Source organism: Paenibacillus sp. FSL H3-0457 (genome assembly GCF_037981725.1).
GTDB lineage: Bacteria > Bacillota > Bacilli > Paenibacillales > Paenibacillaceae > Paenibacillus > Paenibacillus amylolyticus.
This window is the reverse complement of sequence record NZ_CP150283.1, coordinates 6,193,585-6,207,499: the sequence shown is the minus strand read 5'-3', so window position 1 is coordinate 6,207,499 and position 13,915 is coordinate 6,193,585. Positions and strand designations below refer to the sequence as shown.

6 protein-coding genes, 1 tRNA gene and 3 rRNA genes are annotated in these 13,915 nt (G+C 48.1%); 9 read left to right on the top strand and 1 reads right to left on the bottom strand.

Going from position 1 to position 13,915, the window contains the following annotated elements; translation table 11 throughout:
- Window positions 1-58: 58 nt before the first annotated feature.
- On the bottom strand, window positions 59-1,432 hold the full coding sequence (locus MHH25_RS27470; RefSeq protein WP_340018599.1) for a molybdopterin-dependent oxidoreductase: 1,374 nt from the start codon (window positions 1,430-1,432) through the stop codon (window positions 59-61).
- Window positions 1,433-2,030: 598 nt separating this feature from the next.
- Between MHH25_RS27470 and MHH25_RS27465 the strand changes: the two genes are divergently transcribed.
- The 9 genes from MHH25_RS27465 (at window position 2,031) to MHH25_RS27425 (ending at window position 13,742) form a co-directional block, all read left to right on the top strand.
- Window positions 2,031-3,585 (top strand): 16S ribosomal RNA (locus tag MHH25_RS27465).
- A gap of 108 nt (window positions 3,586-3,693) precedes the next feature.
- Window positions 3,694-3,769, top strand: a tRNA-Ala gene (locus MHH25_RS27460).
- Between the two features lie 210 nt (window positions 3,770-3,979).
- Window positions 3,980-6,902 (top strand): 23S ribosomal RNA (locus MHH25_RS27455).
- Window positions 6,903-7,045: 143 nt separating this feature from the next.
- A 5S ribosomal RNA gene (rrf, locus tag MHH25_RS27450) occupies window positions 7,046-7,162 on the top strand.
- Together the 16S, 23S and 5S rRNA genes with 1 tRNA gene alongside form the textbook arrangement of a ribosomal RNA operon.
- 178 nt (window positions 7,163-7,340) lie before the next feature.
- Window positions 7,341-8,516 carry a GNAT family N-acetyltransferase gene (locus MHH25_RS27445; RefSeq protein ID WP_036607133.1) on the top strand — a complete coding sequence of 392 codons (1,176 nt, stop codon included), beginning with the start codon at window positions 7,341-7,343 and terminating at the stop codon, window positions 8,514-8,516.
- Between the two features lie 461 nt (window positions 8,517-8,977).
- Window positions 8,978-9,439 carry a CtsR family transcriptional regulator gene (locus tag MHH25_RS27440; RefSeq protein WP_036607135.1) on the top strand — a complete coding sequence of 154 codons (462 nt, stop codon included), beginning with the start codon at window positions 8,978-8,980 and terminating at the stop codon, window positions 9,437-9,439.
- Between the two features lie 31 nt (window positions 9,440-9,470).
- Window positions 9,471-9,995 (top strand): UvrB/UvrC motif-containing protein, encoded by a 525-nt coding sequence (locus tag MHH25_RS27435; protein WP_036607138.1) that lies wholly within the window; start codon window positions 9,471-9,473, stop codon window positions 9,993-9,995.
- A gap of 28 nt (window positions 9,996-10,023) precedes the next feature.
- A complete protein-coding gene (locus MHH25_RS27430; RefSeq protein ID WP_036607140.1) occupies window positions 10,024-11,094 on the top strand; it encodes a protein arginine kinase in 1,071 nt (356 codons plus the stop codon).
- Between the two features lie 185 nt (window positions 11,095-11,279).
- Complete coding sequence (locus tag MHH25_RS27425; protein ID WP_036607223.1) at window positions 11,280-13,742, top strand: ATP-dependent Clp protease ATP-binding subunit; 2,463 nt, start codon at window positions 11,280-11,282, stop codon at window positions 13,740-13,742.
- The last annotated feature ends 173 nt before the right edge of the window (window positions 13,743-13,915 follow it).

Genomic DNA, 13,915 nt, shown 5'->3' with positions numbered 1-13,915 from the left:
CTTTTGCTATTTATTGAATTATTTTTACAACGAAAGAACGCTCACCAATCTTATCTCATCATGATCCACTTAAATTGTTAGGGATGCGCTGAGATGCGCCTGTAAGCCATGCATCCTTATCATATCCTCGTTCTTCCCAGTAACCGATATGTTCGCTGTCGATGAGTTCAATGCGATTCAACCATTTTACTGATTTATAGGCATACATCTGAGGAATAACGAGCCGTACGGGACCGCCAAGATCAGCAGGAATAGGTTTGCCATCATGCATGACAGCGACCATAATATCTTCCATTTGTGCTTGATCCATCGTAATGGCATCCGTATACACACCATCACCGGAATAAAACTTCACGCTGTGAGCTTCCGGTTTGACCCCGGCTTGTTTCAAAAGCTGTGCAAGAGAAATGCCTTCCCAGGTATTCTTATATACAGACCAGCCCGTTACACAGTGGAAATCACTAACCTGTACGGTGCGCGCCAGCTTCACGAATTGTTCCCAATTCCAGACCTGTGCCCGTTCAACCAGTCCATCGATTCGGAAAGACCAGTTAGCATTGGAGAAGGACGGTATGGGCGTAACCGTATATACGCGGAAATGACCTTCAGCCCCGCCTCCAATGGGAGGTGAAGAGGCAGACAGCGGTTGTGGCAGAGGAACCATGCGGTTAGGGTCGTTCTCCAGCATGCTATCAATACTGTTATCGATCTTGAGATTTCGTCCTACCCAGGATATAAAAGTAGGACCAAGAGTCACGGCGAGACCAACCCCCACAGCAGAACGGATGAAAGCTCGTCGTGTATACAACGGTTGAGGTCGCTCCTCTGATTTGAGGGGATCTCTCTCGGAACTGCGATCAAACTGGGAAGAAGATATAGGAGCCGGAGTTTCTTTTTCATCCGATATTGAATCAGATGGGTCAGCTGTATTTTGAGTTCGTGTTGAAGTTGTAGTGGTTTTAACCGCACGACGTGCAGGATCCTTTAACCATTTGGTCCGAGTGATGGAGTGATAGATAATATAAGGTAAGCCCACCCAAGTCAGCAGGTCATGGATCAAAAGTGCAGCATTCGACCATCGAGGTCCAGCTAGCTTGAACTGCCATAATACAATACCCGAGAGGATCCAGCCTACCAGCAGCGCAAGAACAAAGATGGTGTTCACCCTTTGCCAAGGCCTATTTCGAAGTTGTTTCCAGTGCTTTCCGGCCAAAATCAAGTAATATACTACGGGTGCCAGCATAGCTAGCCCAACGATGATATGTAGCCATTTTAACCAGACACGTCCAATTCCGAGTATCTCGCGCCAAAAGCCGCCTACCAGCATAAGACCTGTTATAGCAAGGATCACAACAATCCAGGCATTCCACGCATGGATGGAAACCAACTTTTTGCCGTAACCTTTGCGTCTGTTCTTCAACCATTGCTTCAAGTGCGATCACCCCATATAGGTTAATAATGAGTTTATTCATAACTTTGATATGTAATAGCTAGCTGTGAATGGAGTACGTGATCTGTGTAAAGGTGCAATGCGAGATGGATATACGATTGTTCATAGGCTACTTATGAAAGTAGTACACTTGACTGCTTAACCTTATCTCTATATCTATATACCTTATTATAGAGTTTTTGGATCACTTTCTTCAAACGAACAGAAGAGCCGGGATCGTTATCCCATCTTGGGTTCAGAGCATGTGCTAATCTGTCGAAACAGGTTGGAGACAAGACGCCGTAGATGAAGATATGATGATATCAAAAGGTTGATTAAAAATGCTTGCTAAATAAATCACTACGTGATATATTATTTCTTGTCGCTTCAAACGAATGATTGTCATAATCATTTGAAAGATGACGAAAACAAAGTGTTGACAGTAAGTTAGTTAACATGATATGATAAGATTCCTGTCCGGTTGACAAACATCAACATAAACGGACATACAAGTTCCTTGAAAACTGAACAAATGGATAGTAACTTTTGATTCACAATGAATCGTCAGATTCAAAATGAGCTTATCGCTCTTTTCAATACTTTATTGGAGAGTTTGATCCTGGCTCAGGACGAACGCTGGCGGCATGCCTAATACATGCAAGTCGAGCGGACTTGAAGAGAAGCTTGCTTCTCTGATGGTTAGCGGCGGACGGGTGAGTAACACGTAGGCAACCTGCCCTCAAGTTTGGGACAACTACCGGAAACGGTAGCTAATACCGAATAATTGTTTTCTTCGCCTGAAGGAAACTGGAAAGACGGAGCAATCTGTCACTTGGGGATGGGCCTGCGGCGCATTAGCTAGTTGGTGAGGTAACGGCTCACCAAGGCGACGATGCGTAGCCGACCTGAGAGGGTGATCGGCCACACTGGGACTGAGACACGGCCCAGACTCCTACGGGAGGCAGCAGTAGGGAATCTTCCGCAATGGGCGAAAGCCTGACGGAGCAATGCCGCGTGAGTGATGAAGGTTTTCGGATCGTAAAGCTCTGTTGCCAGGGAAGAACGCTTGGGAGAGTAACTGCTCTCAAGGTGACGGTACCTGAGAAGAAAGCCCCGGCTAACTACGTGCCAGCAGCCGCGGTAATACGTAGGGGGCAAGCGTTGTCCGGAATTATTGGGCGTAAAGCGCGCGCAGGCGGTCATTTAAGTCTGGTGTTTAATCCCGGGGCTCAACCCCGGATCGCACTGGAAACTGGGTGACTTGAGTGCAGAAGAGGAGAGTGGAATTCCACGTGTAGCGGTGAAATGCGTAGATATGTGGAGGAACACCAGTGGCGAAGGCGACTCTCTGGGCTGTAACTGACGCTGAGGCGCGAAAGCGTGGGGAGCAAACAGGATTAGATACCCTGGTAGTCCACGCCGTAAACGATGAGTGCTAGGTGTTAGGGGTTTCGATACCCTTGGTGCCGAAGTTAACACATTAAGCACTCCGCCTGGGGAGTACGGTCGCAAGACTGAAACTCAAAGGAATTGACGGGGACCCGCACAAGCAGTGGAGTATGTGGTTTAATTCGAAGCAACGCGAAGAACCTTACCAGGTCTTGACATCCCTCTGATCGATGCAGAGATGTATCTTTCCTTCGGGACAGAGGAGACAGGTGGTGCATGGTTGTCGTCAGCTCGTGTCGTGAGATGTTGGGTTAAGTCCCGCAACGAGCGCAACCCTTATATTTAGTTGCCAGCATTTCGGATGGGCACTCTAGATAGACTGCTTATGACAAACCGGAGGAAGGTGGGGATGACGTCAAATCATCATGCCCCTTATGACCTGGGCTACACACGTACTACAATGGCTAGGTACAACGGGCTGCGAAATCGCGAGATGGAGCCAATCCCAACAAAGCTTGGCCTCAGTTCGGATTGCAGGCTGCAACTCGCCTGCATGAAGTCGGAATTGCTAGTAATCGCGGATCAGCATGCCGCGGTGAATACGTTCCCGGGTCTTGTACACACCGCCCGTCACACCACGAGAGTTTATAACACCCGAAGTCGGTGGGGTAACCGCAAGGAGCCAGCCGCCGAAGGTGGGATAGATGATTGGGGTGAAGTCGTAACAAGGTAGCCGTATCGGAAGGTGCGGCTGGATCACCTCCTTTCTATGGAGAATCGTTTCCTGCAACGGAAACATTCAAATATGCAGGTTCTCAGAACCTGCAACAGCAACACAGTTACTTATCCATTTGTTCAGTTTTGATGGAATTTGAGGGGCCATAGCTCAGCTGGGAGAGCGCCTGCCTTGCAAGCAGGAGGTCAGCGGTTCGATCCCGCTTGGCTCCACCAAACAATTTCATCTATTTGGCTTGTTCTTTGAAAACTAGATATCGAAACGAAACAAACGCGAATTAGAACATTCCTTTAAGCTGAACTTGTGCAAACAAGTCAAGTGTATAAAGGTAGTTAAATTGCTTTTGTGATGGTATCGGGTGAGAGCGACTTTTGGCTTTGCGCAAGCAAAACAAGGGAAGCGAGCGACCGAAACCGGAACAAAATGGTTAAGCTACTAAGAGCACACGGAGGATGCCTAGGCGCTAGGAGCCGATGAAGGACGTGGCGAACAACGAAACTGCCTCGGGGAGCTGTAAGCAAGCTTTGATCCGGGGGTGTCCGAATGGGGAAACCCAGCTGGGGTAATTTCCAGTTACTCATAACTGAATACATAGGTTATGTAGAGGCATACCAGGGGAACTGAAACATCTAAGTACCCTGAGGAAGAGAAAACAATAGTGATTCCGTCAGTAGCGGCGAGCGAACGCGGAGAAGCCCAAACCAAAGAGCTTGCTCTTTGGGGTTGTGGGACGTCTCACATGGAGTTACAAAGGAACTTAAGCGAAGAGGTCTGGAAAGGCCCGCCAAAGAAGGTAAAAGTCCTGTAGTTGAAAGTCTGTTCCCTCCGAGACGGATCCCGAGTAGTGCGGGGCACGTGAAACCCCGTATGAATCCGGCAGGACCATCTGCCAAGGCTAAATACTTCCTAGCGACCGATAGTGAAGCAGTACCGTGAGGGAAAGGTGAAAAGCACCCCGGAAGGGGAGTGAAATAGAACCTGAAACCGTGTGCTTACAAAAAGTCAGAGCCCGTTTTAGGGGTGATGGCGTGCCTTTTGTAGAATGAACCTACGAGTTACGTTCCCGTGCAAGGTTAAGGTGAAGAGCCGGAGCCGCAGCGAAAGCGAGTCTGAATAGGGCGACTTAGTACGTGGACGTAGACCCGAAACCGGGTGATCTACCCCTGTCCAGGGTGAAGGTGCGGTAACACGCACTGGAGGCCCGAACCCACGCATGTTGAAAAATGCGGGGATGAGGTGGGGGTAGCGGAGAAATTCCAATCGAACTCGGAGATAGCTGGTTCTCCCCGAAATAGCTTTAGGGCTAGCCTCGGAAAACAGAGTCGTGGAGGTAGAGCACTGATTGGGTGCGGGGCCCGCAAGGGTTACCAAGCTCAGTCAAACTCCGAATGCCATAGACTTACTTCCGGGAGTCAGACAGTGAGTGCTAAGATCCATTGTCAAAAGGGAAACAGCCCAGACCATCAGCTAAGGTCCCCAAGTGTGTGTTAAGTGGGAAAGGATGTGGAGTTGCACAGACAACCAGGATGTTGGCTTAGAAGCAGCCACCATTGAAAGAGTGCGTAATAGCTCACTGGTCGAGTGACTCTGCGCCGAAAATGTAACGGGGCTAAACACACCACCGAAGCTATGGCTTGATGCTTTGCATCAGGGGTAGGGGAGCGTTGTATAAGGGTTGAAGGTGTACCGTAAGGAGCGCTGGACATTATACAAGTGAGAATGCTTAGATGAGTAACGAAAAGATCAGTGAGAATCTGATCCGCCGAAAGCCTAAGGGTTCCTGAGGAAGGCTCGTCCGCTCAGGGTAAGTCGGGACCTAAGGCGAGGCCGAAAGGCGTAGTCGAAGGACAACAGGTCGAAATTCCTGTACCACCGTAAGCCGTTATGAGCAATGGGGGGACGCAGTAGGGTAGTGACGCGGACTGATGGATGTCCGTCTAAGCAGTAAGGCTGATGTGTAGGCAAATCCGCACATTGTAAGGCTGAGCTGTGATGGGGAGCGAAAATTATAGTAGCGAAGGTCATGATCTCACACTGCCAAGAAAAGCCTCTAGCCAGGTGATGGTGCCCGTACCGCAAACCGACACAGGTAGGCGAGAAGAGTATTCTAAGGCGCGCGGAAGAACTCTCGTTAAGGAACTCGGCAAAATGACCCCGTAACTTCGGGAGAAGGGGTGCCCCGGTAGTGTGAATAGCACGAGGGGGCCGCAGTGAAAAGGCCCAAGCGACTGTTTAGCAAAAACACAGGTCTGTGCGAAGCCGTAAGGCGAAGTATACGGGCTGACGCCTGCCCGGTGCTGGAAGGTTAAGGGGAGTGGTTAGGAGCAATCCGAAGCTGTGAACCGAAGCCCCAGTAAACGGCGGCCGTAACTATAACGGTCCTAAGGTAGCGAAATTCCTTGTCAGGTAAATTCTGACCCGCACGAATGGCGTAACGACTTGGGCGCTGTCTCAACGAGAGATCCGGTGAAATTTTAATACCTGTGAAGATGCAGGTTACCCGCGACAAGACGGAAAGACCCCATGGAGCTTTACTGCAGCTTGATATTGAATTTGGGTACGATCTGTACAGGATAGGTGGGAGCCTTTGAAGTGTGAGCGCCAGCTTGCGTGGAGGCAACGTTGGGATACCACCCTGATCGTATCTAGGTTCTAACCTGGTACCGTAATCCGGTGCGGGGACAGTGTCAGGTGGGCAGTTTGACTGGGGCGGTCGCCTCCTAAAGAGTAACGGAGGCGCCCAAAGGTTCCCTCAGAATGGTTGGAAATCATTCGAAGAGTGCAAAGGCATAAGGGAGCTTGACTGCGAGACCTACAAGTCGAGCAGGGACGAAAGTCGGGCTTAGTGATCCGGTGGTACCGCATGGAAGGGCCATCGCTCAACGGATAAAAGCTACCCTGGGGATAACAGGCTTATCTCCCCCAAGAGTCCACATCGACGGGGAGGTTTGGCACCTCGATGTCGGCTCATCGCATCCTGGGGCTGAAGTAGGTCCCAAGGGTTGGGCTGTTCGCCCATTAAAGCGGTACGCGAGCTGGGTTCAGAACGTCGTGAGACAGTTCGGTCCCTATCTGTCGTGGGCGTAGGAAATTTGAGAGGAGCTGTCCTTAGTACGAGAGGACCGGGATGGACGTACCGCTGGTGTACCAGTTGTTCCGCCAGGAGCATCGCTGGGTAGCTATGTACGGACGGGATAAACGCTGAAAGCATCTAAGCGTGAAGCCCCCCTCAAGATGAGATTTCCCAGTATGTAAGACCCCTTGAAGACGACGAGGTAGATAGGCTGGGGGTGGAAGTGCAGCAATGCATGGAGCTGACCAGTACTAATCGGTCGAGGGCTTATCCAATAGCAAGTTGTAAATCGCATGTTTCGTTTCGAATCTAGTTTTCAGAGAACGATCTCTGAAATGAAAATTGGTACATCACAGAACGTGTGTATGATTTTCAGTTCCATATCTGATTTTAAGAAGCTATGCTTCGACAAATCGCGTTTGGTGGCGATGGCGGAGGGGTTCCACACGTACCCATCCCGAACACGACCGTTAAGCCCTCTAGCGCCGATGGTACTTGGACCGCAGGGTCCTGGGAGAGTAGGACGCCGCCAAGCGAAGAACCACTGCCGATGTTATTCGGTGGTGGTTTTTATTTGTTTATTTTAGGGGATGCGAAAGCATCTCCTATTTGACTTTGTAAGAATCCTCTGACACACTCTAAGGGGTACATATATCAGATATCAGGCCATGATTTGGATTGATATAACTCTAGCGAATGGGGTGTAGGACAACATGGAAATTCAGAAATTGACGGTAGATGATTTTGAACCGGCGATGGCACTCTCCGAATATGCTTTTCAAGTAGTAATGAGTGAAGAACAGAAAGAAAAACGGCGGAGTCAATTTTCGTCACAGGATATATGGGGTGTATATGAGGACGGGCAGCTAGGAGCCAAACTTCACATCATTCCTTTTCAAACCTATATTCATGGCAGATCGTTCGAGATGGGCGGTATTGCGGGTGTTGCCACCTGGCCAGAGTATAGACGCAAAGGCTGGGTAGCGGGTCTGCTGAAGCATGCGTTGGAAGAAATGAATCGTAACAAACAGAGCATATCATTCTTGCATCCATTCTCTTTTGGTTTCTATCGGAAGTATGGATGGGAGACGTATGTTGAATTTAAACGTTATAAAGTACCTACAGCTCATTTGCCTCTGAAAAAAGCGACACCTGGAACGATTCGACGTGGGGATCCAGGCCTCAGCATATTAAAGGAAGTATACAGTGCTTATGCTGAGCGTTATAACGGAACTCTGGTTCGGGATGATGCAAGGTGGGAGAATTCAGTTCTTGTTAATGGGACCAGCCAGAAGGCTGTATATTACGATGAAGCTGATGCAGCACAAGGTTATCTTTTATATGAGGTTAAGGAAAATAAATTTACCATTAAAGAGATCATCTATCTGAATGAAGAGGCTAGGCAAGGGCTGTGGACCTTCATTGCTAACCATGATTCCATGATCCAGGAAGTTACGTTGCAGGCGCCTGCCAGTGATACGCTTGCCTTCCAATTGGATAATCCACGGATTCAGCAGGAGATTGTACCTTATTTTATGGCGCGTATCGTTAGTGTAGAGCAGTTTATATCCCAGTATCCATTTGCAAGCCAGGACTCACCGGTGCAGATTGTACTTCAGGTAGAAGATGCCCACGCTCCATGGAATGAAGGGGTATGGCAATTAAACGTGGCAATGAACGGAACAGCGTCCATATGGAAAACATCGGAGCCAATTACTGATGATCAGATCATTAAGGTGGATATTCAATCCCTTACCGCGGTCCTGATGGGATATCGCAGACCAACGGAAATGGCACGAATCGGAAGAATTCACGGACCGAACACAGCAATCAAGGCTTTGGAACAAGCGATTCCTGAACGGGAAACCTATTTGCTCGATTTCTTCTGATGACTATTCCCACTGCTCCATTTAACTTGATTAGCTTATATAGAAATACGGCGTGATTGAAAGACCAATGGACTTCTCCAGCAATTTTGGGGAGGTTTTTTTGTGTCCGGGGAATATTTCGTGTAAAATCGTAAAAAATGAATAGTGACCCCACTTGGCAAAACCACAAAATATGCTATAATGGTTATAAAGTCAAAGAAAGTCAAAGTCAACTAAAGGTTTAATACTTAAGTAGCTTTCTTTCTACAATCTGATGCATGATCGCCAATATACGGGATTCATTTCATCAGAGGATCAAGGGAATATTAAAGGACCTTCGTGCTTCCTTCGCTCTCCTGTTGGCACCTGTGGAAGCAAGATTCGCTGTTTCCCTGATTGGTTAAATGGGTAGAGAAGGTGTACTCTGTGGGGGCGTGTGGGTCCTTATTGACTTAACGTTTCAGACAGTGGAGGATGATTGGATGCGTAATATCTCTGATATTATCGAACGATATCTGAAGAGTATTTTGCATGAAAGTCCCGAAGGAATGGTTGAAATTCAGCGTAATGATCTGGCAGATCAATTCTCATGTGTACCTTCCCAGATCAATTATGTCATCAGCACACGTTTTACACTCGAGAAGGGATACCTGGTAGAGAGTAAACGTGGCGGTGGTGGTTATGTTCGCATACAGCGCATTGAATTACCGGCCCAATCAGCTCTGCATAATCATTTGCACCATAGTATTGGTGAAGAGATCGGGCAGACAGCTGCCGAAGGTCTGATCTATCAATTGGAAGAAGCGCGCTTCTTGAGCAAGCGGGAAGCCGGGTTGATGCGAGCTGCTGTATCTAGAGAGGTTATATTGGTCAAACTTCCTTACCGGGATCAAATTCGTGCCAGAATGTTGAAGGCGATGTTAATATCTTTGCTCGGTAAATGAAAACTATCGGGGTCAAAGGAGGTACATCAATATGCTGTGCCAAGAATGCAATAAACGTCCGGCGACACTTCATTTTACGAAAATCGTAAATGGAGAGAAGACGGAATTCCATATTTGTGAGTCATGTGCCCGTGAAAAAGGGGAAATGATCCCTGGAACAGCAGGTGGGTTTTCCATTCACAACTTGTTGTCCGGATTGCTTGATTTTGATCCAGCCGGCAAAAGTGGATCGGCAGGAACACCACCTGCAAAAGCTCTTCAATGTGAAGAGTGTGGTATGACGTACGCACAATTTAGTAAGATAGGACGCTTCGGCTGCAGTTCATGTTATAAATATTTTGACAGCCGTCTGGATCCTTTGTTCAAGCGGGTTCATGGTAATACGTCCCATGTAGGCAAAGTGCCTGCACGAGCTGGTGGTCGCATCAAGGTGAAACGGCAAATCGCTGATCTGAAGCGTGAGCTCCAGGAGAGCATCGCGCAAGAGGAATTTGAAGAGGCGGCCCAGATCCGTGACCAGATCAGAGGACTTGAAAAAGGAATAGCTCAGGAGTAAAGTTTGTCATGAGTAGGAGGGATGCGTAATGCCTAATCTGCGCTTTACAGAGAAGGCGCTCAGCGACTGGATGCGCAGTGATGCGGCTGATTCCGAAATTGTCATTAGCAGCCGTGTCCGGATTGCACGCAACCTTCAGCATGTTCCGTTTCCGATGCTGGCTTCCAATGAGCAATCGGAAGAGGTGCTGAATAAGCTGAGCGAAGTACTTCAATACGATGACGTTCATGCCTTTGGGGATTTTCATACGTTGGATCTGATCGATATTGACGAACTCGACAAACGGGTGCTGGTGGAGAAACATCTCATCAGTCCAAGTCTTGCGAATGAATCCAGGAATGGTGCGGTTATTCTCAGTGAGGATGAGTCTGTCAGTATTATGATTAATGAAGAGGATCATCTTCGTATCCAGTGCCTCTATCCGGGGTTCCAGGTGAAAGAAGCCTGGGAGAAAGCTTCCGCAATAGATGATGCTTTTGAAGCGCATGTGGATTATGCTTTTGATGATCGCAGAGGATACTTAACCAGCTGTCCTACTAATGTAGGTACAGGTGTCAGAGCATCGGTTATGATGCACTTGCCTGCCCTCGTGATGACACAGCAGATAGGCCGTATTCTAACCGCAGTTTCCCAAGTGGGATTGACGGTAAGAGGAATATACGGTGAAGGTAGCGAGGCGATGGGTAACCTGTTCCAGATCTCGAACCAGATTACATTGGGACAGACCGAACAGGAAGTCATTGAGAACCTGCATGGTGTTGTGTTACAGATGATTGGTCATGAACGTACAGCCAGAGAACGGTTAATTACCGACTCCAGACTGCGGATTACGGATCGTGTCATGCGTTCTTATGGCATATTGTCTCATGCAGCTATTGTTGATTCCAAGGAAGCTGCACAGCGCTTATCGGATGTACGCCTTGGCGTGGATCTCGGATTGTTGGATGGACTGTCCATTACGGTAATGAATGAGTTGAATGTCATGACACAGCCGGGGTTTTTGCAGAAAACATTCGGGGAAGATATGCGCACAGATGAGCGTGACATCTACCGTGCTCAGTTGATTCGTGATACGATCAATGCAGCGAAGCAGTCCTAGTTTAGCCTGATATTGTATTGAATTATGGTTTCATGCCGCATTGCGGCTTTTATATAATAAGGCATGTACAAATGCCGAATGACTTTATTCGCAGCACGGCTGCAAACAAAAATGATATGAAGAATACGACGGTTATTTCATTATATGACCCTCGTTTTATCCAAAACCATGGAGGTGCAGGAGATATGATGTTTGGAAGATTTACGGAACGGGCCCAAAAGGTGCTCGCACTCGCGCAGGAAGAAGCTGTCCGTCTCGGTCATAATAACATCGGTACTGAGCATATTTTGCTCGGCCTCATTCGTGAAGGCGAAGGCATCGCAGCCAAAGCACTGATCGGCCTGGGACTCGGATTGGAAAAAATTCAGGATGAAGTAGAAACGCTGATTGGCCGTGGCCAAGAGCAACCTACCAACATTGCATATACGCCACGTGCGAAAAAAGTAATTGAACTGTCTATGGATGAAGCTCGTAAATTGGGCCACACTTATGTAGGCACAGAGCATATCCTGCTTGGATTGATTCGTGAAGGCGAGGGTGTTGCAGCACGTGTGCTCAATAACCTGGGAATTAGCCTGAACAAAGCACGGCAACAAGTGCTGCAATTGCTTGGCAGCAGTGAAGCTGTATCCAGTCATAATGGCACACCTGCCAATGTAAGTACACCAACGCTGGACAGTCTGGCACGTGATCTCACGGCTTATGCGAGAGAGAACAACCTGGACCCAGTCATTGGACGTAGCAAAGAAATTGAACGTGTCATTCAGGTGCTCAGCCGTCGTACCAAGAACAACCCGGTATTGATCGGTGAGCCAGGTGTAGGTAAAACAGCGATTGCTGAAGGCCTTGCACAAAAAATCATTGCAAATGAGATTCCGGAAACATTGCGCGACAAACGTGTAATGACCCTGGATATGGGTTCTGTAGTCGCTGGAACCAAATATCGTGGTGAGTTCGAAGATCGTCTGAAAAAAATCATGGATGAGATTCGCCAAGCAGGTAACATTGTCCTGTTTATCGACGAATTGCATACCTTGATTGGCGCAGGCGGAGCTGAAGGTGCCATCGATGCTTCTAACATTTTGAAACCGGCTCTGGCCCGTGGAGAATTGCAATGTATCGGTGCGACAACACTGGATGAATATCGTAAATACATCGAGAAGGATGCAGCGCTTGAGCGTCGTTTCCAACCGATTACTGTAGATCAGCCTTCTCCGGAAGAAGCGATTCAAATCTTGCACGGCTTGCGTGACCGTTATGAGGCGCATCACCGCGTGAAAATTACGGACGAAGCAATTGTGCAGGCGGTTAAACTGTCTGACCGTTACATTACAGACCGTTTCCTGCCAGATAAAGCGATTGACCTGATTGATGAAGCGGGTTCCAAAGTAAGATTGAACTCTTACACGATCCCACCAAACCTGAAACAACTGGAAAGCCGTCTGGAAGATATCCGTAAGGAAAAAGACGCTGCAGTTCAAAGTCAGGAGTTCGAAAAAGCAGCAGCTCTGCGTGATACGGAACAAAAAATCCGTGAAGAGCTGGATGTAACGAAGAACCAGTGGAAAGAGAAACAAGGTCGCACCGATTCCGAGGTTACTCCTGAGGATATCGCACAAGTGGTAGCCAGCTGGACTGGAATCCCTGTGAACCAACTGAAAGAAGAAGAGACACAGCGTCTGATGAATCTGGAGTCTATTCTACATGAACGTGTCATCGGTCAGGATGAGGCAGTGAAGTCTGTCAGCCGTGCGGTTCGTCGTGCTCGTGCGGGACTTAAAGATCCAAAACGTCCGATGGGTTCATTCATTTTCCTCGGCCCTACAGGGGTAGGTAAAACAGAACTTGCTCGTGCTCTGGCTGAAGCGATGTTCGGCGATGAAAATGCAGTAATCCGGATTGATATGTCCGAGTATGGTGAGAAGCACTCGACTTCCCGACTTGTCGGAGCGCCTCCAGGATATGTTGGGTACGAAGAAGGTGGTCAGCTGACAGAGAAAGTTCGTCGCAAACCATATTCCGTAGTCTTGCTCGATGAAATCGAGAAAGCACATCCAGAAGTATTCAATATCTTGTTACAAGTGCTTGAGGATGGCCGACTGACGGATTCCAAAGGTCGCGTCGTTGACTTCCGCAATACGCTGATTATCTTGACATCCAACGTGGGTGCCGAAGCGATCAAACGTAACTCTACACTGGGCTTCACTGCAGTTGTAGATGCAGGAGCAGATTATGACAACATGAAGGGGAAAGTAATGGATGAGCTGAAGAAAAGCTTCCGTCCAGAGTTCCTTAACCGGATTGATGAAATTATCGTGTTCCATTCACTCGAAGAAAAACACATCGCTGAAATTGTTACGCTTATGAGTGAAGAACTTCGTAAACGACTGCTCGAACATGAGGTCGATTTCGAACTCACTGATAATGCCAAGTCTTTCCTTGCGAAGTCAGGCTTTGATCCAGCTTACGGTGCGCGTCCGCTTCGTCGGGCGATCCAGAAGCATATCGAGGACAAATTGTCCGAAGAGTTGCTCACAGGTAACGTAACCAAAGGGGATTCATTGCTCATCGACGAAGAGAACGGTGCACTGTCTGTTACGAAAAAAGACGTGGTCGTTCCGTCCAATGAGGAAATCGAAACTAAATAATATTTAGCAAGCTTTGGAGTTAAACTTCAGCTTGTATTGATCCATAATCCTTAATCAAATCCTTCTCGGCTTCGGCCGGGGAGGATTTTTTTCACTTTGGACAGAAGACGGACATGATTATGTCAGGAACATGTGTAAAGTTTGCGATAATCCTTTACGAAAAATCTCAAACA